Raw genomic sequence first — 19,268 nt, forward strand, 5'->3', positions numbered from 1 at the left:
CGGCCAGACGCCGAACGCAAAAAAGCCGCACGACCCGAAAGTCGTGCGGCTTTTCTTGCAGTTGAATCATGTGTCTTGTTTGTTGCTCAGAACCTTGCCGGTAGTGGCATCGAAGTCCACGTCCCACTCGGTGCCGTCAGCCCTGCGCAGTTCAACTTCATATTCGTAGCCGTTGAAGTGGTTATCGAGGTCGGTGTCGGTGATTGTGGCACCCGGGTGCAACTTCAGGGCGGCCTGGTTCAGTTCTTCCAGGGGTTTGATCTTGCCACTCTTGACCAACTCAGGGATCTGGTCGACGCGAACGTCTGCCTGGGCCAGGCCAGCGGTGAGGGTCAGGGCAGCAGCGGTGAACAGGGCAGTTAAGGTTTTCATGAAGTTCTTTCCTTGGATGAGCTGTTTAAGTGGCGTCAGGTTAACCAGCGCAACTTAATTCACCCTTAATTGACTGTGGCGTCAGCTTAAAAGCTTCGCGGGCAAGCCTCGCTCCTACAGGTTTGTGGTACGCCACGATATTGTGGTCGCCACGTAACTTGTAGGAGCGTGGCTTGCCCGCGATGCAGGCGCCACGGTCTCGAATCAATACCCGTTGTTCTGCAACAACTGCGCAACGCTCGCCGCCGCCGGACGTTTATAGAACTTCAGCAGTTCGCTGGCGCGGTTGGTGAAAATGCCGTCGACGCCGGCATCCGCCACCTTCTGATAATCCACCGCTTCGTCGATGGTGTAGACGTGCACCAACAAGCCCTGATCGTGGGTGTACTGGTTCATCCACGGTTGCACCAGGTCCGAATAGCTCTGATCGCCACCCTTGGTCAGTGCGGCCGAAGGGCCGGTGCCGATTGCGCCCTGGGCCTTGGCGTACTCGACCCATTGCTGGAACTCGGCTTTGTTCTTCGGTTCCTGTTTGGCGTAGTAGGTGGCTTTGTCCTTGTCGCCGGACTCGGAGAACGTCACTTTGGATTTCGGCTCGATGCTGCCTTCACCGACCCACAGCAGCAGGATTTTCGGCACTTGCGGCATTTCCTTCTCGAGCAATTCGAGGCTGCTCTTCTCGAAGGTTTGCAGCACCACCTTGCCTTTACCCTGGCCGACCGCCAGTTCGCTCTTCGCCAGTTTCGAACCGACCGGGCTCAGCCAGCCGCGATCCTGGAGTTTCTCCTTGAGGTCGCGCTCGATACCGGGAAACTGCTTCGGCTCTTTGGTTTCGATGTACAGGCCAGGCTTGTGCAACGGATTGCCTTGGGCGATATCGATGATTTCATCCAGGGTCAGGATCTTCAGACCTGCATAAGACGGGCGCGCGCGATCCGGGTAAGCGCTGTTGAACCAGCTGCCGGCATCCAGGGTTTTGAGTTCGGCGATGGTGAATTCGTTGGCCAGGCTGTCCTTGCGCTCTGGGAACTTGGTGGCGACGTCGGTGGTGCGTTGCAGGTTGTTGTCGTGCAGGGCGAACAACACGCCGTCCTTGCTGCGTTGCAGGTCCATTTCCAGATAGTCGGCACCCAGGTCGCGAGCCAGTTTGTAGGCTGCTGCGGTGGATTCCGGTGCATCGAAAGACGCGCCACGGTGAGCGATCACCGCCGGGTGCGGAATGCCCAGACGGGTCGCCAATGCCGTGGGGCTTGGCTCGTTGGCGGCCTGTGCCTGGCCGAGGCCGAGCATCAGGCTCAGCAGCAGGGCGCTCTTGGTGAAGGTGACAGGCATGGTCGAAGTCCTTTTGCGATGGGTTTTCAAAGACGTATCTTTTAGCAACTGAGCGCCGCTTGCGCTATCGCCAGACCGACATAAACGTGTTTAAAGGAGTTTTTTCAGCGCTTTTGTGCGGTTCTTTGCAGTACTCTTGGCCCCGGCAATTTCCCCGGCAGAGGGAAACCCGTTCGCTTGCCCTGCGTGTAAACCATTGATCACCGGTCCTTTGCGACCTTTTGTGAGGTTTATCATGCGCATCACTTCCCAGCTCATTTGCCAGGCCGCCGACCAACTCAAAGGCTTCGTCGGCCTCAATCGCAAGACCGGCCAGTACATCGTGCGCTTCAGCGAAGACTCGTTCGGCATGGACGTGGCTGATGACGGCATCATCCCCACCTGTGAATTCGTCTGGGCGCCTGGCCCCGAGCAGACCATGACGCTCAAGCGAGAACTGATCCAGTTGCTGCTGGACCAGAACATCGACGACCGGATCAACATCACCGAGCCGTTGCGGGTGTATATGAATCGGCGGGAAGTGCCGCAGATTACGGCGGTGAGGAGTTTGGTGCGAGGTTGAGGGTTTTGTGGTGTCAGGTCGGGCCTCTTCGCGGGCAAGCCTCGCTCCTACAGTGGATCTTATGCGTACACAAAATCTGTGAACGCCCGAGATCAAATGTGGGAGCGGGCTTGCCCGCGAAGACGGCCTCCAGAACACCGCATCATTTACTGTTTGAACGCATATGCCCGCGCACAGGCCTCGATCAACGCCCGGACCAACGGCGGCAGAATACCCTTAAGCGCGGCGCGTTCCGGTTGGAACAGCGTTGCGACAAAGAACGGGTGACCTTTTAGCTCCACCGCCCGCAGCCCTCCCGTCGAATCGTGGCCCACCGCGTGCAACTGTTGTTTCAGTAGCTCCCGTTCAAACTCAGGATTCACTCCATAACGGCAGCGATATCCCTCGCGAATTTCAGCGTTTTCGTACGCCTTGGCGATCAACGAGCCTTCAACCAAATGAATGCTGTCGACGGCTTCCACCAGCGAACAGGTCAGCGGCGTGAGTAACGCCCGTGTCGCATCGGGCGAGGTCTCGCCGTGTTCGGCATCGCTCCAACCCAGAACGTTGCGGGCGAATTCGAGTACCGCATGCTGAAAACCGCCGCAAGTGCCGAGGAAAGGTCGCTGCTGCTCGCGGGCAAAACGGATCGCCCGTAACGCGCCGTCCATATCGCGATAAGGGCTGGCGGGCACGCACCAGAAACCATCGAAGTCATCCAGTGGCGTCTCGGCGTTGATGCTGTCGGTGGCCAACCATTGAAACTGTATGTCTTGGCCTGAGTGTTCGGCGGCCATGCCGAGGGCGACGGGGATGGCTTGGTGGGCGGTGACCTGTGGGTCGTGATCGCCGATCAGGGCGATGCGGATGGCGCTGGTTTCCATGAGTGATCTCGACGCTTGTTGATTCCTGGCACCCACTATAGATTGGCGTTCACGCAATCAATATTGGCGTTATCCCAAGTGATCAATGCACCAGCGCACTATCGACTGGACTACCCGGACCTGTCCCTGATCCTCGCCCTGGTGCGCGGCGGCTCTCTGGCCCGGGCATCGGCATTGTTGAAAGTCGATGTCTCGACGGTGTTTCGCGCCGTCCGCCGACTGGAAGCCGCGTTGGGCCAGCAACTGTTTGAAAAGAGTCGCGCCGGTTACCTGCCGACCACGCTGGCGCAGACCCTGGCCGAGCAGGCTGAGCGCGCCGAACAAGCGCTGGAGGCGGCGCGCATTGGCGTGGAGCAGGGCGGTGAAGTCATCAGCGGCACTGTGCGCCTGACCTGCACCGATTCAGTCCTGCAAAGTTTGTTGTTGCCGTCACTGGCGCGGTTCATGCCGTCTTACCCGGCGCTGACCATTGAACTCTGCACCTCCAACGACTTTGCCAACCTCAGCCGTCGCGATGCCGACATCGCCTTGCGGCTGACCCGCACACCGCCCGAGCATTTGGTTGGCCGGCGGCTGGCGGATATTTCCTACCGGGTCTGCGCCAGCGCGGCCTATCTGCAATCGGTTGATTCCCACGACCTGGCCTCATTGACCTGGATCGCTCCGGACGACTTCCTGCCCGATCACCCCACTGTCGCCTGGCGTCGTCAACAATTGCCTGGCGTGGCACCGGGTTATCGCTGCAACAGCATGTTGTCGGTGACCGAGTTGGTACGGGCCGGGCTGGGTGTCGCGGCGTTGCCGGACTTCCTCATCGGTGATGGACTGCAACCGTTGACCGATCCCTTGCACGGTTACGACACCGCGCTGTGGTTGCTCACACGCCCAGACTGCCGCGCATTGCGCTCGGTGGTGACGTTGTTCGATGAGTTGGGGCGGGCGCTGAAGTTGCCTTGAGTCGGATCACGCCTTCGGCGGCTCTTTGCCTACGAAGTGTTGATGCATTTCCGACGTCAGGCTTTCGATCCGCTCGGTGAGGGTCTTGGTGATTTCGGTGAGCCGGGTGTTTTGCTCCAGCAGCGCCATTAGTTGCGCGGTGTTTTGCGCGGCCTGGGCCTGACGTTCGCTGTTGGCCACGGCCAAGGCTTCACGATGTCGCGCATCGGCGTCTGACTGGGCCTTGTCCCGCGCCGCCTGACGCGTCTGGGCCAGCAGAATCAGCGGTGCGGCATAGGCCGCTTGCAGGCTGAACGCCAAGTTGAGCAGGATGAACGGGTACACATCGAAATCGGTCACGCCGGATAAGTTCAGGCAAATCCAGACCACCACAATCAGGGTCTGGGCGCCGAGAAAAGTCGGCGTGCCGAAGAATCGCGCAAAGGCCTCGGCGCGCAGGGCAAAACGGTCGGTACCGAAAGTAGGTGCCAGATGAGCGTGAGGGCGATGGAAGCGCAGGTGATCGACGGGGCCGGTGGGTTCGGTTTCGGTTTCGCGGGTCGGGGTGCTCATGGTGCTCTCTGCATGGCCGCTGGGACTGAGGCTCACTATAGCCCCGGCGCCAGTTTCATTCTGAAACACATTTCGGTGTTTCTACTCAGAGCGATCGGTCAGCGATAAAACCGCAGACATTGTCATTTTTTGCAGCTCGATTCAGAGCTCATAACAGGCCAGGAACATGTCTAGCGCCGACTCCACGACGGTGTGCTGCATCTCGGGCGACAAACCTGGCTGGCCCATGGAGATCTGCGGCCAGAACGCAAAGGACTTGAGCAATCCATGGATCTGTTGCGCGGCGAAGTCGGGTGCGACCGGTTTCAATAGGCCATCGGCCTGGGCTGCGCGAATCCACACGGTCAGGCTTTCTTCGCGCGCTCCCATCCGGGCGACCATGTTTTGCGCACGCTCGGGAGAATGGATGGTGGCGGCAATCGCCACCCGTGCCAGATCGAGGAAATTGTCATCGGCCAGCATCTGCAGTTTCGCCTGCAACATCAGGCGCAACTGATCGCGAAGGGGCAGGTCAGGGTGGTAGGACATTTCCTGTTCGGCCGTCGCCCGCGTCCATAATTGATTAAGGATTTCGGCGAACAACTCTTCCTTGCTCGGGAAGTGGTTGTACACCGTGCGCTTCGACACGCCAGCGGTGGCGGCGATCTTGTCCATGCTGGTGATGTCGAAACCGTTGGCACGGAATTCGGCAATCGCCGCCTGGATGATGGCTTCGCGTTTTCGGTCGGTGAGGCGCTGTGGAGCTGTCATAAATACGCTTAAGCAGGAAGAAATGGGGAACTACACTTGGTAGTTTACTTGTGATCAGCTTTGATGCAACCTTGAAACTACACTGTGCAGTGTAATGTTTCGTTAATCCTGCGCAGCGAAAAATAGAATCTCCGGCTGATGCGTGCATGCCTTGGCCATTTATCGTCCCAAACGGAAAACCGTCAATCGTGCGGTTTTTCTGGAGTCATTCAGTCATGGCCACTTCAACTTCTCCAGCGGATAACGCCTCAACGCCTCAAGCTTCACGACAGGCTCAGGGGCAGTACCGAAATCATGCGCCCGTAAAACGCGAAGGATTTCGCAAAACCGTGCGCATCCTGTGGAACTTCATCTTCCACAAACCGCGCGACACCCGGCCATCCGCCCCGGTCCCGGTGCAAACCCTGACCCAGGCTGCGTTGATCGCCGCGCCCAACCACAGCGTCTATCGCCTCGGCCATTCCACGGTTCTGCTGAAGCTGCGGGACAAATTCTGGATCACCGACCCGGTCTTCGCCGAGCGCGCCTCTCCGGTGCAATGGGCCGGCCCGAAGCGTTTCCACCAGCCACCGATCAGCCTCGAAGACCTGCCGCCGATTGAAGCGGTGATCCTGTCCCACGATCACTATGACCACCTCGATTATCAGGCCGTCCTCAAGCTGGCGGACAAGACCCGATACTTCCTCACACCGCTGGGTGTGGGCGACACCCTGATCAAATGGGGTATCGATGCCAGCAAAGTGCGCCAACTGGATTGGTGGCAGAGCACCGAGGTCGATGGCCTTCAATTCGTCGCGACACCTTCGCAGCACTTTTCCGGTCGTGGCCTGTTCGACGGCAACAGCACCCTTTGGGCGTCGTGGGTGATGATCGACGGCGACACGAGGATCTTCTTCAGCGGCGACAGCGGCTACTTCGACGGCTTCAAACGCATCGGCGAACAGTACGGTCCATTCGACCTCACACTCATGGAAACCGGTGCCTACAACGTCGAGTGGCCGCATGTTCACATGCAGCCCGAGCAAACCCTGCAAGCGCACATAGACCTTAAAGGGCGCTGGTTGCTGCCAATCCACAACGGCACCTTCGACCTGTCGATGCACTCCTGGTACGAACCCTTCGACCGCATTTTGGCGTTGGCCTGGGAGCGGAACGTGTCAATCACCACGCCGCAGATGGGCGAAGCGTTCAATGTGAAGTATCCGCAGCGTGGTCGTACCTGGTGGCTGGATCTGGAAAATGAGATGAAGGAAGAAGGGCGCATGGCTTGTAGCGGCTACAAGTCTGGATGAACTTTCGTACAGCCCTAGCTCCTTGTTGCTGACAGTCGTTTCCTACGGCTTCGGTAGGCTGTTCGACGAGTGAAATGACTCACTCGTGATTAGCCATAACAAGGACGTGTTACATGAAAGGCATTTTCAAAAACCGCATGACGGTGATGGCGCAGACCCTGCTGCTGTCGGTCGCAGGTTCCGCTTACGCGGATAACTCCGCGCTCGAATACGCGAGTGTCAGCGAACTCACTGCACGGATGGAACGTAACGAACTGACTTCCGCAGCACTGGTGAAACACCTGCAGGCGCGTATCGAAACACTGGATAAACAAGGGCCGGCGATCAACGCGATCATGGAGCTCAATCCTCAGGCCATCGAGATTGCGACGGCGTTGGACAAGGAACGTGCGGACGGAAAGGTTCGTGGTCCGCTTCACGGCATTCCGGTTCTGCTTAAAGACAACGTCGACACCGCAGACAGGATGCAAACGAGCGCGGGTTCACTGGCCATGGTCGGTCAACCCGCGGCAAGCGATGCGTTTGTCGTCAAGCAACTGCGTGACGCCGGCGCGGTCATTCTCGGCAAAACCAACATGAGCGAATGGGCATACGTTCGGGAAATGGGCTTGCCCCATGGCTGGAGTGGCCGAGGTGGCCAAGGGAAAAATCCCCACGTGTTGGGCGCCGAAATGTGTGGCTCCAGTTCCGGTTCGGCCGCAGGCGTAGCCGCCGGGTTTGCACCGCTGGCCATTGCCACCGAAACCAATGGCTCGATCACTTGCCCGGCCTCGGCCAACGGCGTGGTGGGTGTGAAACCGACACTGGGGCTGTTCAGCCGCTCCGGCATCATTCCGATCACACGCCTGCAAGACACTCCCGGCACCATGACGCGCACCGTTCGTGACGCTGCGCTCATGTTCAACGCCCTGCAAGGTGTCGATGCCACGGACGCCGCAACCGGCGACGCACCGGTGGGTATCGATTACACCGCATTGCTCGCCACGGACGCACTGAACGGCAAGCGAATCGGTTACCTGATCGAGTACACGGGGCCGAACGGCACCGTGCTTCATCCCGATGTTCAATTCCAGAAGGCCCTGACCACGCTGCAAGAACAAGGCGCTACTCTGGTGCCATTAAAAGTCCGGCTGCCGGACATTGACGGTTACTTCAACGCACTCATGGCGGGCATGAAACATGAACTGCCCGAGTACCTCGCCAGCCGCCCCGGGCTGCCGATCAAAACGCTTCAAGCGTTGATCGACTTCAACGAACTCAATCCGGGCGCTGAAGGCTACGGTCAGCAGATGCTTAAAGAGATCAACGAACTGGACATGACCCACGCGCAGGCGACTGAACGGTTCACGGCGTTCATGGCCGACTTCAAGGGCGCAATCGATGAGCAACTGACCGAGCACAATCTGGACGCCTTGGTCGCCGATGCCGATGGCTACTCGCAATTCTTTGCCGCAACGGCGGGCTACCCAGCCATCACACTCCCGTCGGGCATGAATGATGAAAATCTGCCCACCTCCGTGTTCTTTTACGGGCCGCGCTGGAGTGAACCTAAACTGCTGGCGCTGGCTTACAGCTATGAACAGGCTTCGTTAGCACGCCAGAATCCGGTGTTTAAACAGCAGTAAAGGGATGTAACCGGGCCAGTGAGTTTGTGGTGTCACTGGTCCGGAAGAGTGATTTTTTCTTGGTTAGCGCTTCAGGCAAAAACCACCTCAATTCGACCCTCTCTTCTTGAGCGTGGGGCCGACTTTACGACGATTTGCACGTCACGTCCGAGTAAGGAAAGGCATTCCATCATCTTGGCTTCACTGATGCCACGAAACTTTCCGCGCAACATTTCAGAAAGCTTGGGTTGCGACAGACCCAAGATTTCAGATGCTTGAACTTGGGTCAAATGACGAGCCTTAATGATCTCGCCGATCTTTGCAGCCAGTTGGGATTTGACTCGCATTTCATTGGCGTTGGGCGTCCTGAGGTCTTCATAGACGTTCCCGCTGCTTTCTTCGATTTCAATCATTTTCTGATTCCTTTTGCGTGATTCTGCGCCGCTTGAAATCTCTTTTTGATCAAATCGATGTCGCACTGCGCGGTTTTGATTCCCGTAGTCGACTTCTTCTGAAAACAGTGCAGAACATAAATGGCACTATCAAAACGAACGGTATAAACGGCGCGGTAGGTACACGTATCGAAGTCCTCGACCACCTCGAGTACACCAGCACCTCCAAAACCCTTTAGAGGCTTCGCGTCCAGATGTTTTGCACCGCTTTGTGCCAGATCAAGCGCGTAGCCAAAAACATCCTGTACATCGCTGGGCATTTGCTTGAGGTCTTTTTTACTGCTGCAAACCCACAAAAGTGACTTCCTTGTACTCATGCGAAAATATACCTATGTGGGAATAATCGTCAATCGATGATTTCTCTCACTCAACCATCGCATAATGCGCCCGCCCCACCGGATCCGGCGTCGACCCTTTCACATTCATCCCTCTGCCCGGTGCAAACCCCGGGAAGAACACCAGACCTTGCGACTCAAACCGATACGCCAATGCCAGCCGGGTGACATCCAGCACATCGCGTTCTGCCTCGAAACGCTGAATGGCGTCAACCGAAACCCCGGATTCCTCGGACAGCTCTTCAACACTCCAGCCCAGCATCGCTCGGGCCTGGGCGCAGTGGGCGGGGGTGAACTGGAAGAGGGCGATACGTTCCAGGGTGATTTTCATCGCAAGAGTGGCCATGGTGTTCTCCGGGCTCGAGAGTGCTGATTCAAAATGTACTGTGTTTTTGTACAGTTGTTTTGATCCCGGATCAAACTCATTTTTTTGATCGATTCTGTTTTTCGCTCCGGCAGGAGCCTGGGAGCGACTACGCTGTTTCTATGCGGGATCCTGAACGCTCACGGCTTTCAACTCCCGCAGCAGCAATGATTGAACGTCAGCTTTCTGATTTTCAGCACAAGGAAAGGTGGCGTTTATGACGCAGTGCGTCACAGCGTTATGCGGGGAAGGGAATCATGAAAAGACTACGTCTGCTATGTGCCCTGATTGGTTTTACAAGTCTGCCCGTCGTGGCTGATATGGCATCGTTGAGCAAAGAGGCCTTTGTCAGCAACCTGATAAATCAGATGACCCTGGAGGAAAAAATCGGCCAACTGCGGCTGATCGCTATTGATGAAAAGATGACGCCCGAAAAAATACGCGAAGAGATCGCCGCCGGGCGAATCGGTGGGACGTACGGTTCTGTGAGCCGCTACGTAAACCGCCCCATGCAGGACGCGGCTCAACAAAGCCGCCTGAAAATACCGATGTTTTTCGGCTGGGACGTGATACACGGCCATCGAACCATTTTTCCCATTGGCCTGGCATTGGCTTCCAGCTGGGATATTGGCGCTATCGAGTTGAGCGGTCGAACAGCGGCGAAAGAAGCCAGTGCCGACGGTATCGATCTGACCTTCGCCCCGATGATTGATATCGCCCGGGATCCTCGCTGGGGGCGCACCTCCGAAGGCTTCGGCGAAGACACCTATCTGGTTTCGCGCATTGCCAAGGCGATGGTTCAGGCCTACCAGGGCGCAAGCCCGAATGCACCCGACAGCATCATGGCCAGCGCGAAACACTTTGCGTTGTATGGGGCTGTCGAAGGTGGACGCGACTACAACAGCGTCGACATGGGCCTGGCCAGGATGTACCAGGATTACCTGCCACCCTATCGTTCGGCGATTGAAGGTGGCGCGGGGGCGATGATGGTGGCGCTTAACTCGATAAATGGTGTGCCAGCCGCTTCCAATGCTTGGTTGATGCAAGACCTGCTGCGCAAAGCGTGGGGTTTCAAGGGACTGGTCATCAGCGACCATAACGGGATAAACGATCTGGTTCAGCATGGTGTCGCGAAGAATCCCCGCGAAGCGGCCAGGCTCGCGATCAGGGCTGGCGTTGATATGAGCATGAACGACTTCTCCTATGGTCCGGAGCTATCGGGGCTGCTTGAGTCGGGTGCTATTTCCCAGAGCAATATCGATAACGCGGTGCGGGAAGTGCTGGGGGCCAAGTACGACATGGGGCTGTTCGAAGACCCTTACCGACGCATCGGCATTGCCAGTGAAGACCCTGCCGATAACAACGCCGAAAACCGTCTGCACAGAGCGCAGGCCCGAGAGGTGGCACGCAAGACATTGGTGCTGCTGAAGAATGAAAACGGGCTCTTGCCGTTAAAAAAAGAGGGCACGATCGCACTTATAGGCCCGTTGGCAAAAAGTACCGTCGACATCATGGGCAGTTGGTCTGCAAGCGGCGTGGCCGCGCAATCGGTGACGATCTACGATGGCCTGAAAAACGCGATGAACCAGGGCTCGCTGATTTATGCCCGAGGCGCCAATCTCGAGGAGGATCAGGAGGTCGTTAAATACCTGGAATACCAGGGCGTGTCCGAAATCGCGAACGACCCTCGTCCGGCAGCAGAAATGATTGACGAAGCGGTCAAGGCTGCACAGCAAGCCGATGTCGTGATTGCAGTGGTGGGCGAGCCCCGCAGTATGTCTCATGAAGCGGCCAGTCGAACCAGCCTCGATCTGCCTGGGCGCCAGAGTGAATTGATCACTGCCCTGAAAGCCACCGGCAAACCGCTGGTACTGGTCTTGATGAACGGCCGGCCACTGTCCATCGGCAAGGAGCAGAAACAGGCCGATGCAATTCTGGAAACCTGGTACAGCGGCTCCGAGGGAGGCAACGCCGTTGCCGATGTGTTGTTCGGGGACTACAACCCGTCCGGCAAGTTACCCATCACTTTTCCACGCTCCGTGGGGCAGATCCCGAATTACTACAGCCACTTGAACACCGGTCGCCCCTACATAGTGGGTGCGCTTCGCAACTACACCTCTCAATATTTCGATCAGTCCTATGGTCCGCTTTATCCCTTCGGCTATGGGCTGAGTTATACCGATTTCAGCCTGACCGACATGGCCCTGTCGTCGACCACGTTGAGCAAGACCGACAACCTCGTCGCCAGCGTCATGGTGAAGAATATCGGCCCGCGCGACGGCGAAACGGTGGTTCAGCTGTATATCCGCGATGTCGTTGGATCTGTCAGCCGTCCGGTCAAAGAACTGAAGAACTTTCAAAAAATCATGCTCAAGGCCGGAGAGGAAAAAGCAGTCCACTTCAGCATTGATGAGAACGACTTGAAATTCTTCAACGCCCAGTTGGAATACGCCGCCGAGCCGGGCGAGTTCCGGGTGCAAATCGGCCTGGATTCCCAGGATGTGAAGGAGCAGAGTTTTGAGTTGCTGTCAGAACAAGGCAGTGGCTAAGAACTTGTAGGAGCGAGGCTTGCCCGCGAAGAATGCACCGCGGTTTCTCAGGTATTACGCGTCATCGTTCTTCGCGGGCAAGCCTCGCTCCTACAGGTTCTGCGCTTGCCGCGAGCTCGCTATTTCGCCCCCTCCAACCAAACGGACGGTGCCTGCCCCAGCACGCGACGAAACATCGTCGAGAACGCCGCCGGGCTGTCATAGCCAAAATCCAGGGCAATCCGCGTCACCGGCGTGCCCACCGCCAGCCGCGCCAAGGCCAGCACCACACAGGCCCGCTGCCGCCATTGGCTGAAACTCAACCCGGTCTGTTGGCGGAACAGGCGATTGAAAGTACGCAAACTGATGTGCAACTGATCAGCCCATTGTTGCGGCGATTGATGAATGTTCGGATGCTGGAGAAACATCTGACACAACCCAAGCAGCCGCGCATCCAGGGGCAGCGGAATGTGTAACGGCAAGTGAGCACTACGGGCCAACTCGTGCAGCAGCAAGTCGATCAGCGCACCATCGCGCCCGGCCTCGTCGTACTCCAGCGCAACCTCCACCGCCTCCATCAGCAAATGCCGCATCAACGGCGAAACACTGATCACCTGGCAGCGATTGCCCAAATCAACCGCCCCCGGTTCGATGTACAAGCTGCGAGTGCTCACCCCCAACATCAACACCTCATGCGCCACCCCCGGTGGAATCCACACCGCCCGCTGCGGCGGCACCACCCAATTGCCGTCATGCGTACTCACCTGCATCACCCCGGTGGCGCCGTACAACAACTGCGCCCGCCGATGGGTATGGCGCGGCAACCGATGACCATCGGCGTAATCCGTGCCGATGGCCACCACCGAGCGTGGCGTAGCATCCAGCAGATCAATCGAAACATTGCGCATCGAGCGGTATCCAGCGGTTGGCGTAAACGCAAACATTATTGGCTGACTTGCTGAAGCGGGCCAAGCCCCATCGCTCTATCGTCGGCCACCCTCAACCAACGGACGATGCGCGATGTTCTTCTACCTCTTGCTGGCACTCTTCGGCTGCATGACCGGCGTCACCGCCGTGCTGTTCGGCTTCGGCGGCGGATTCGTCGTCGTGCCCTTGCTGTATCGCATGCTCACGGCCAGCCACGGCGCCGACGACCCCATCAGCCAATCGGCGATGCACATCGCCGTAGCCACCTCGACCTGCGTAATGATCGTCAACGCCCTGATCGCCACCGCAAAACACCGCCGCACCGGTAATCTCATTCGCCATTACGTGTGGCCGTTGGGCGGGTTCATCGGCCTGGGCGCGATCGTCGGAGCCGTTGCAGCGATGCGGGCGAGTGGCGAGTTGATCCGTTTTGCCTTCATCGCCTACCTCGGCGTGACGATTCTGGACTGCTTGTTCCGACGCGGTTTTCTCACACAGTCCGACGCCGTAATCCCACGGCGATTGGGCAGGGCAGAAATGTCTGGCAGCGGTGTAGGCATCGGCACCATCGCCACGTTTCTCGGCGTGGGCGGCAGCGTCATGACTGTGCCGCTGCTGCGGCGTTGTGGGCTGAGCATGTCCAAGGCGACGTCCATGGCCAATCCGTTGAGTCTGCCGGTTGCGCTGGCCGGAACGCTGACTTACATGGCGATGGCGGGGTTTACCGAGTTTGATCTGGGGTTGTGGTTTGTCGGTTATGTGGATGTGCTGGCGTTTGCAGTGCTGACTGCCGGATCGGTGCTAGGCATTCGGCTGGCCACGCCGTGGATCGGGCGGATACCGGATCGGGTGCATGCGCGGGTTTATATTGGTTTGCTGGTTTTGGTGATGCTGAGTATGTGCGCCAAGTGAGGTTGGAATCAGTCGGCTTACTCGCAAGAATAGGCCTTCGTACTGTTCAAGATTTCACGCAGGAGAATGTCATGCCGATCCTCGAAAGTGACTGGAAGAAATTCAAGGAACTGCGCAAGATTGCGCTCGATCGATTTTGCCAAGGTGTTCTTGCCGATGCCAAGACGATTGCACAACATGGTGCTCTTTCGGCACATGCTCGCTATGGGATGCTTTACGGCCTGATCCAGGATCGGAACAAGGACATGGCCCAGGCCTTTGACCATAACAGCCAATCCCGTTCCAGTGCGCTCAGAGGCTTGTGGTTGATGGTCATGCACGACTTGCTGACCGACGCCGAATTATCAGTTCTCAGCGAAGGTGCGCTGAACTACATCTCGGAGGTTGTTCGCCAACCCTATGAGCTTGAATGGGTTGACGAGATCGTGAGACAGGACTGATCTTCAACTGCAAGCTGCCAGCACCTTCTTAAGCCGCGGATTCTCGGACGTTGATTCACCATAATTCGCGGCAATATTTCGTGAGCAGACGCTCACTTCTTTCAAGGATGATTTGATGTTCAAAGGATTGCGCTTCGCCCCCTGCGCCACGTTATTACTCGCGTTCTGTTCGACAGCCGATGCCGAAGGCTACAATCGCGTCTTCACCGGCACCCTGGGCAAGATGCCGATCGTGCTGGAACTCAACACCAACCAGCCGGACGAAGTCACCGGCCGCTATTTCTATGAAAAGTACCATCGCGACCTGGAGCTGAGTGGCTCACTGCAAGAAGAGACCCTGACGCTAACCGAAGGCAGCAACCGCTACGGCGAAGACAAACCCCAGCCAACCCTCAAGCTGCAAGAAACGGCCAACGGCTGGCAGGGCGAATGGAAAAGCCACAAGGGCAAAGTCCTGCAAATGCAGTTGACCGAGGCCAAGCTGCCGGCACCGTCGGCGGACGCCTTACCCTTCATCGCCGCGCTGCCGAAAAGCGACCCTTACGAATATCTTCGCCTGCAAGGCTTGAAGCTCAAACCGGGCAAGAAAGAGTCCTTCATGGGTTATGACCTGCAATGGTGGACGCAGCCCGAGTCCAGTCTCTCCATGTTCAGCGTCGAGTCCGGCTACCCCAAAGCCGACCAACAGCGGATCAATCAGCAATTGTTGGAGCGGCTCTGGAGCGAAGTCATCAGCTATTACGGCTGTTTGCTGCAAGGTGGGCAATATGCCGAGTTCGACCAAGGTGTCACCCCCAAATTCCTATCGCCCGATGTGGTCAGCCTGAGCATCGCCACCAGCTACAGCTGCGGCGGCGCTCACCCGGATTTTGGCGATTCACCGATCAACCTCGACGTTCACACCGGTCATAGCCTGTCGCTGGACGACGTGTTGTGGGTTGGCAAAGGCAAGCCACTGCTGCACGCCGATCGCGACAGTGCGGGCGATACATCCTTGACCGAGGAAGAGGGCAACACGCGATTCACCTATCATCGCGAAGTGTTCGTACCGTGGCTGATCAAGCAATTCACCGCGCTGTACCCCGACGATATGCAGAAGCCGGTGGACGAGGACAGTTGCGACTACACCGACGAAAGCGTTTGGGGTTATTCCAACTGGCACTTCACCGCCAAAGGCCTGTACCTAGGCCCGTACTTCGCCCGCGTGCAACGCAATTGCGATGATCCGGGCTGGTCAGTGTTGCCGTACGCCGTGGTCAAGCAACATCCTGGCGCAGTCAAACTCGAATTGCCTCAGGACTAAGCCCTGGCCCGACGCCAAAAGATAAAGCCGAAGGACTTCGAGGATGATCTTGAAGGGCAGCAAGGCATCATTTTTTTCAAAGACTTCTGGCGCCGAGGAAGCGAGACCATCGGCAATCGCAGTGGCGATCATATCGACCTATGGAACGGGCGTAGACTAACGGACTGGCTGAGCTACCCTCGTATTCAGTTGGGGTTTTCCATTGAGGGCAGTTTCTCCGACTACCACGAGTCGAAGGAAATATGGTTTTGGAAGGTCATATGAAAATTGTTAAAGGGGCATTGTTCGTCATCCTTATGGTTGCCTTGGCCGTTGGGGCATTTAATTTGTTATTCATGGCAGTGTCTGACTACTTTGGGCCGTTCTACGAAAGTGAAGCGGACCAACGTCGGAACTTTGCAATTTGGCTTTTGGGTAATGCGGGGGTTGGGATGCTTTCGATTGTTATGGGGGTTGTTTTGTATCGGCGTCATCTGCGCAGAGCACGTGTTTGAACGACACGATGGCCGCCGTCCCGACGCAATATCAGCCACAGCGATTAGTTACCCGCCAACCCCGGTGCTTCACGAATGATGAAGTGATCCAGGTTTTCGATATTGGCACTGAACACCCCGAACGTCTGTTCGGGGTTTTTCTTGCTCGGCACTTGCTTCAACTCCGGCGTCACGCCATAAAAGAAGCAATACAACTCGGCGTCACTGTCGACCGCGTGCTTGATCTCCTCCAGAAACGCCTTGCGCTTGCGGTAGTTGTCGATCAGCTTCTTGCTCAAGTAAACGTTCACCGAATAAGGCTTCTTCTTCGCCTCGTCCGGTTGCTTGAACCAGACCTTCTGCTCGAAATCGATGCGAAAGCTCTGGGTGTAATCCTTGATCTCCTTGATCTTGCCCCAGTAAATCAGCCCCTTGTTGTCCTGCAAATACTCGATCTTCTTGAAGAACGACCCATAAGGCGCCGAGTGCTCGCCAATCTTCAGCGGCATGCGCTTGAGCAGCTCCTTGTCCTCGAAGTTAGACACAAAACACTCCACCGGGTGGGCGAAGACACTGGTCTTGTCCGGCGCCGACTCCCGGCTCGGATGCTCGACGTTACTGGCCGCTGAAGCTGGTTTTAGGTCATCCCGCATGACATCCGCCGCCACCGCCGGGTTCGACGGCTTACGCACATACTCACGCCGAGTCAGCAACAACTCCGACGGAAAATGCTCCTCGCGACTGTCATCCGATTCCGCACCATCCGCGTCCACACCTGGCGCCGACGTCTTGAGACTGACATAAGGACAATCCGCAACATGCCGGGTGCTGGGCGTGTTCTTGAAGTGCGGGGTGCGAACGTAATTCACGTTCTTGGCGTTGAACGTCGTCAACACATTCACCGCATCGAACGCCAAACGGCAGGCATCGTTGGGGCATTGGAAGTGTTCTTTGGCGGAGTCGAAATCCATGGTCTCGTCGAAATTTAGATCGCGCACGTCATAGATCGACAGCTTGTCGTCGAGGCTTAGGCAGTAGGCGAGGTCGAATTTCATGGTGTGCTCGGCTCCTTGAGTGGGGAAGGGTATTAATAGCGGGAGGCGCGTGATGGCGCACCTGGTAATTCTGATCAGTCGCGCCTACGTTTTCATTTTCCAGACAGCGTCATAGCCTTGTGAGGGGGGAGGCATGATGCATGTGCCAACGCCGCTCTCAAATTTCTGATTCGAGCTCGCTGTGAGACCTTACCGTCAATCATGTAGGAGTTTTCTTTAAATTTGGTAGTCTTCAGCCTCTGATAAGAGGATGAGTGGGATGCCAGCTGTCATTGCCGAAAATGATGAATCGAAGTGGGCCGACGAAACCGGAGTCTGTTACCACTTCCCGAAGCAGTACCGAGCGATTCTTACCGAAGGAACGGCGGTGCTGTATTACAAAGGGAAGATGACAAACAAGGCTTTTTCGGATCAGCGTCTGAGTACCAACCCTCATTATTTTGGTGTTGCTCGAATAGGAAAGGTTTATGCGGATGAGAACAGCACGCAAGGTGATTTGTTCGCTGTTATTGATGGCTACAGACCTTTTGAATCTGCAGTTCCGATCAAGCTAAACGGGGAATACCTCGAGCACATTCCTGTAAAGCTGAAGAGCAATTACTGGCGTAACGGGGTCCGGTTAATTGACCAGGCGGTGTTTGACGGCATCTCCTCTCATGCGGTGCTGAAGCCAGAGCAGATCGACGACTTCAGCCCAATCGATATTACACACGAGTTTGAGACGAGAATTATTGGGACTGAAGGGAAAAAAATCACCTATTACGGTGTGAGGTATGAGCGCTGTCCAAAGCTTAGGCGTCAGGCAATCGCAATTCATGGGCTTCGATGCAAAGCCTGTGATTTCGACTTTGAGAAAGCATATGGCTCGCATGCAAAAGGATTTATCCACGTACATCACGTGAAGCCAATTTCAGAATTTGACGAGGATCAGGTTGTGGATCCTGCGACAGACTTGATCCCACTCTGTGCAAATTGCCACGCTGTTGTTCATAGGAAACCCGAACAGTTACTGAGCGTTGAGCAACTGAAGGTCCTTCTCAATGGGCGTTGGGTTTTCGACGATTTAGTTAACGTCAGCTAGGTGGTGTAAAAGGAGGTCTTCGGGAAAGTTAGGGAGATTCACTTGTGAGACGACCGAAGCCTTTAGTTCCAGACCACTCAACATTTGGATATCCATACAATTGCCGAGGGTTGAAACCCTCGGACGATATTGAGTGATTATGATGATGGTCTACGAATAGCTCCGGATCTCGCAAGCTATCCTATGAGCCCAGCACCTAAAGCACCTAACCCATCGAACGCTTCGACGACTGAACCCTCGCACTAACCACAGCCACCAAGGCTTAACCGTCGTCACCATTCGTTGCGGCTGATCGTGCAACAGGTACGGCATATCCCGAAGCCGAATCCAACCTTCATCCTGCCAGTGCAACAAACTCAACGACATTTCCGGCCAATCCAACAAACTCAGCATCGGGCGATCTGAATGTCCTGAATGTTCTGCGTCGCGCAGGGCTGGCACCACCTGATGAGTCAACCACTCACGCAACAATCGATTCCCCGGAACGTAGTGATACACCAGCAGTGCATACACGCCGGATTCGCTGAGCATCAGTTGCTTCTCAGGTTGCCGGAAATACTCAATCCACAAAACGTGACGCTGATCCTTGTCGAGTTTGTTGACCATGCGTTCGCTCAGATGGATACCCATCAAGCGCCCGATATCGCGAGCGCAAAACCAAGCCTGGTTTTCGAGTAGAAGGGCATGTAGGGCGAGTTTGTGACGAGAGAAGACTGTTATAGAAAAAGGATGGGACATATCCATGACCTCTACGTTTAGATTTTGGAGGGCCTGACCCCAACGTAGAGTGGATTTAAGAAATCCCAACGAGCAAAGCCGTCACTGTCGAGCGACAAATCACCCAAAGGTGAATTGTGCGTCTGTGTGATTGGCCAAGCTTCTACGTTGGGCGTTTCTTAGGCACCTGCAATGGAGCTTAGAGGTGCTTTGAGCGGGCATCAATGCGGATACGACTGTAAGTGCTGTAGGAGATTTAGCGTTGTCGCGTAGGGATGGAAAAGGACTACCCATCGCTCATAAAAAAGCCCCGATCAGATCGACGATCAGATCGGGGCTTTTGCTTTTTCGAATTGTCGATTCAGACGGCAATCGTCAAATCGTGGCGAGCTTGGAA

21 protein-coding genes and 1 pseudogene are annotated in these 19,268 nt (G+C 56.4%); 11 read left to right on the forward strand and 11 right to left on the reverse strand.

Annotated features, from left to right (window positions below):
• Positions 1–66: 66 nt before the first annotated feature.
• A complete protein-coding gene (locus AB7M22_RS03410; protein ID WP_007898755.1) occupies positions 67–372 on the reverse strand; it encodes a PepSY domain-containing protein in 306 nt (101 codons plus the stop codon).
• Positions 373–576: 204 nt separating this feature from the next.
• Positions 577–1,704: a glycerophosphodiester phosphodiesterase gene (locus AB7M22_RS03415; RefSeq protein WP_454185248.1), complete on the reverse strand. Its 1,128-nt coding sequence runs from the start codon at positions 1,702–1,704 to the stop codon at positions 577–579.
• A 235-nt stretch (positions 1,705–1,939) separates the two neighbouring features.
• Between AB7M22_RS03415 and AB7M22_RS03420 the strand changes: the two genes are divergently transcribed.
• Positions 1,940–2,266, forward strand: a complete 327-nt coding sequence (locus tag AB7M22_RS03420) for a DUF2025 family protein (RefSeq protein ID WP_454185249.1) — start codon at positions 1,940–1,942, stop codon at positions 2,264–2,266.
• Between the two features lie 146 nt (positions 2,267–2,412).
• Here the strand turns inward: AB7M22_RS03420 and AB7M22_RS03425 are convergent, their stop codons facing one another.
• Positions 2,413–3,129, reverse strand: a complete 717-nt coding sequence (locus tag AB7M22_RS03425) for a CTP synthase C-terminal region-related (seleno)protein (protein ID WP_454185250.1) — start codon at positions 3,127–3,129, stop codon at positions 2,413–2,415.
• 15 nt (positions 3,130–3,144) lie between these two features.
• Here AB7M22_RS03425 and AB7M22_RS03430 point away from each other — a divergent pair, with 15 nt between their 5' ends.
• Complete coding sequence (locus AB7M22_RS03430; RefSeq protein WP_454185251.1) at positions 3,145–4,086, forward strand: LysR family transcriptional regulator; 942 nt, start codon at positions 3,145–3,147, stop codon at positions 4,084–4,086.
• A 6-nt stretch (positions 4,087–4,092) separates the two neighbouring features.
• Here the strand turns inward: AB7M22_RS03430 and AB7M22_RS03435 are convergent, their stop codons facing one another.
• Positions 4,093–4,638, reverse strand: coding sequence for a DUF1003 domain-containing protein (locus AB7M22_RS03435; protein WP_454185252.1), 546 nt, complete (start codon positions 4,636–4,638; stop codon positions 4,093–4,095).
• 141 nt (positions 4,639–4,779) lie between these two features.
• Entirely contained in the window at positions 4,780–5,388 is a 609-nt protein-coding gene (locus AB7M22_RS03440) for a TetR/AcrR family transcriptional regulator (RefSeq protein ID WP_008009893.1), read from the reverse strand.
• Positions 5,389–5,603: 215 nt separating this feature from the next.
• Between AB7M22_RS03440 and AB7M22_RS03445 the strand changes: the two genes are divergently transcribed.
• Positions 5,604–6,680: an MBL fold metallo-hydrolase gene (locus AB7M22_RS03445; protein ID WP_008009895.1), complete on the forward strand. Its 1,077-nt coding sequence runs from the start codon at positions 5,604–5,606 to the stop codon at positions 6,678–6,680.
• Between the two features lie 113 nt (positions 6,681–6,793).
• On the forward strand, positions 6,794–8,305 hold the full coding sequence (locus AB7M22_RS03450; protein ID WP_454185253.1) for an amidase family protein: 1,512 nt from the start codon (positions 6,794–6,796) through the stop codon (positions 8,303–8,305).
• A 71-nt stretch (positions 8,306–8,376) separates the two neighbouring features.
• Here AB7M22_RS03450 and AB7M22_RS03455 read toward each other — a convergent pair whose 3' ends face one another.
• Genes AB7M22_RS03455 through AB7M22_RS03465 form a run of 3 tightly spaced genes read right to left on the reverse strand, consistent with a single transcriptional unit; the run spans position 8,377 to position 9,417 of the window.
• Positions 8,377–8,697, reverse strand: coding sequence for a helix-turn-helix domain-containing protein (locus AB7M22_RS03455; protein ID WP_454185254.1), 321 nt, complete (start codon positions 8,695–8,697; stop codon positions 8,377–8,379).
• Positions 8,694–9,053, reverse strand: a complete 360-nt coding sequence (locus AB7M22_RS03460) for a type II toxin-antitoxin system RelE/ParE family toxin (protein ID WP_454185255.1) — start codon at positions 9,051–9,053, stop codon at positions 8,694–8,696. Before AB7M22_RS03460 ends, AB7M22_RS03455 begins: the two co-directional genes overlap by 4 nt.
• 46 nt (positions 9,054–9,099) lie before the next feature.
• A complete protein-coding gene (locus AB7M22_RS03465; protein WP_454185256.1) occupies positions 9,100–9,417 on the reverse strand; it encodes a helix-turn-helix domain-containing protein in 318 nt (105 codons plus the stop codon).
• A gap of 338 nt (positions 9,418–9,755) precedes the next feature.
• Here AB7M22_RS03465 and bglX point away from each other — a divergent pair, with 338 nt between their 5' ends.
• Positions 9,756–11,984 (forward strand): beta-glucosidase BglX, encoded by a 2,229-nt coding sequence (gene bglX, locus AB7M22_RS03470; RefSeq protein ID WP_454188756.1) that lies wholly within the window; start codon positions 9,756–9,758, stop codon positions 11,982–11,984.
• A 119-nt stretch (positions 11,985–12,103) separates the two neighbouring features.
• Here the strand turns inward: bglX and AB7M22_RS03475 are convergent, their stop codons facing one another.
• Positions 12,104–12,871: an AraC family transcriptional regulator gene (locus tag AB7M22_RS03475; protein ID WP_454185257.1), complete on the reverse strand. Its 768-nt coding sequence runs from the start codon at positions 12,869–12,871 to the stop codon at positions 12,104–12,106.
• Positions 12,872–12,983: 112 nt separating this feature from the next.
• On the opposite strand from AB7M22_RS03475, the gene AB7M22_RS03480 reads away from it, so the two are divergent.
• From AB7M22_RS03480 to AB7M22_RS03500, 5 genes are all read left to right on the forward strand, one after another.
• A complete protein-coding gene (locus tag AB7M22_RS03480; RefSeq protein WP_454185258.1) occupies positions 12,984–13,802 on the forward strand; it encodes a sulfite exporter TauE/SafE family protein in 819 nt (272 codons plus the stop codon).
• A gap of 71 nt (positions 13,803–13,873) precedes the next feature.
• Positions 13,874–14,242, forward strand: a complete 369-nt coding sequence (locus tag AB7M22_RS03485; protein WP_007898793.1) for a hypothetical protein — start codon at positions 13,874–13,876, stop codon at positions 14,240–14,242.
• A 115-nt stretch (positions 14,243–14,357) separates the two neighbouring features.
• Positions 14,358–15,545, forward strand: coding sequence for a hypothetical protein (locus tag AB7M22_RS03490; protein ID WP_454185259.1), 1,188 nt, complete (start codon positions 14,358–14,360; stop codon positions 15,543–15,545).
• 69 nt (positions 15,546–15,614) lie between these two features.
• Entirely contained in the window at positions 15,615–15,809 is a 195-nt protein-coding gene (locus AB7M22_RS03495) for a T6SS effector amidase Tae4 family protein (RefSeq protein WP_238543572.1), read from the forward strand.
• Positions 15,806–16,039, forward strand: a complete 234-nt coding sequence (locus tag AB7M22_RS03500) for a hypothetical protein (RefSeq protein WP_454185260.1) — start codon at positions 15,806–15,808, stop codon at positions 16,037–16,039. The genes AB7M22_RS03495 and AB7M22_RS03500 overlap by 4 nt, the downstream gene beginning before the upstream one ends.
• A gap of 44 nt (positions 16,040–16,083) precedes the next feature.
• Here the strand turns inward: AB7M22_RS03500 and AB7M22_RS03505 are convergent, their stop codons facing one another.
• Positions 16,084–17,073 carry a hypothetical protein gene (locus tag AB7M22_RS03505; protein WP_454185261.1) on the reverse strand — a complete coding sequence of 330 codons (990 nt, stop codon included), beginning with the start codon at positions 17,071–17,073 and terminating at the stop codon, positions 16,084–16,086.
• A 259-nt stretch (positions 17,074–17,332) separates the two neighbouring features.
• Here AB7M22_RS03505 and AB7M22_RS03510 point away from each other — a divergent pair, with 259 nt between their 5' ends.
• Positions 17,333–18,154 (forward strand): HNH endonuclease, encoded by an 822-nt coding sequence (locus AB7M22_RS03510; protein ID WP_454185262.1) that lies wholly within the window; start codon positions 17,333–17,335, stop codon positions 18,152–18,154.
• A 205-nt stretch (positions 18,155–18,359) separates the two neighbouring features.
• Here the strand turns inward: AB7M22_RS03510 and AB7M22_RS03515 are convergent.
• Positions 18,360–18,892 (reverse strand): annotated as a pseudogene (locus AB7M22_RS03515) (BRO-N domain-containing protein).
• Positions 18,893–19,268 lie beyond the last annotated feature (376 nt).

The sequence above is a fragment of the Pseudomonas sp. ADAK2 TE3594 genome (genome assembly GCF_053628675.1).

Coding starts and splice junctions, on each gene's coding strand:
- AB7M22_RS03410 (WP_007898755.1), bottom strand. CDS start 372: ATGAAAACCTTAACTGCCCTGTTCACCGCTGCTGCCCTGACCCTCACC.
- AB7M22_RS03415 (WP_454185248.1), bottom strand. CDS start 1,704: ATGCCTGTCACCTTCACCAAGAGCGCCCTGCTGCTGAGCCTGATGCTC.
- AB7M22_RS03420 (WP_454185249.1), top strand. CDS start 1,940: ATGCGCATCACTTCCCAGCTCATTTGCCAGGCCGCCGACCAACTCAAA.
- AB7M22_RS03425 (WP_454185250.1), bottom strand. CDS start 3,129: ATGGAAACCAGCGCCATCCGCATCGCCCTGATCGGCGATCACGACCCA.
- AB7M22_RS03435 (WP_454185252.1), bottom strand. CDS start 4,638: ATGAGCACCCCGACCCGCGAAACCGAAACCGAACCCACCGGCCCCGTC.
- AB7M22_RS03440 (WP_008009893.1), bottom strand. CDS start 5,388: ATGACAGCTCCACAGCGCCTCACCGACCGAAAACGCGAAGCCATCATC.
- AB7M22_RS03445 (WP_008009895.1), top strand. CDS start 5,604: ATGGCCACTTCAACTTCTCCAGCGGATAACGCCTCAACGCCTCAAGCT.
- AB7M22_RS03450 (WP_454185253.1), top strand. CDS start 6,794: ATGAAAGGCATTTTCAAAAACCGCATGACGGTGATGGCGCAGACCCTG.
- AB7M22_RS03455 (WP_454185254.1), bottom strand. CDS start 8,697: ATGATTGAAATCGAAGAAAGCAGCGGGAACGTCTATGAAGACCTCAGG.
- AB7M22_RS03460 (WP_454185255.1), bottom strand. CDS start 9,053: ATGAGTACAAGGAAGTCACTTTTGTGGGTTTGCAGCAGTAAAAAAGAC.
- AB7M22_RS03465 (WP_454185256.1), bottom strand. CDS start 9,417: ATGGCCACTCTTGCGATGAAAATCACCCTGGAACGTATCGCCCTCTTC.
- bglX (WP_454188756.1), top strand. CDS start 9,756: ATGGCATCGTTGAGCAAAGAGGCCTTTGTCAGCAACCTGATAAATCAG.
- AB7M22_RS03475 (WP_454185257.1), bottom strand. CDS start 12,871: ATGCGCAATGTTTCGATTGATCTGCTGGATGCTACGCCACGCTCGGTG.
- AB7M22_RS03480 (WP_454185258.1), top strand. CDS start 12,984: ATGTTCTTCTACCTCTTGCTGGCACTCTTCGGCTGCATGACCGGCGTC.
- AB7M22_RS03485 (WP_007898793.1), top strand. CDS start 13,874: ATGCCGATCCTCGAAAGTGACTGGAAGAAATTCAAGGAACTGCGCAAG.
- AB7M22_RS03490 (WP_454185259.1), top strand. CDS start 14,358: ATGTTCAAAGGATTGCGCTTCGCCCCCTGCGCCACGTTATTACTCGCG.
- AB7M22_RS03500 (WP_454185260.1), top strand. CDS start 15,806: ATGAAAATTGTTAAAGGGGCATTGTTCGTCATCCTTATGGTTGCCTTG.
- AB7M22_RS03505 (WP_454185261.1), bottom strand. CDS start 17,073: ATGAAATTCGACCTCGCCTACTGCCTAAGCCTCGACGACAAGCTGTCG.
- AB7M22_RS03510 (WP_454185262.1), top strand. CDS start 17,333: ATGCCAGCTGTCATTGCCGAAAATGATGAATCGAAGTGGGCCGACGAA.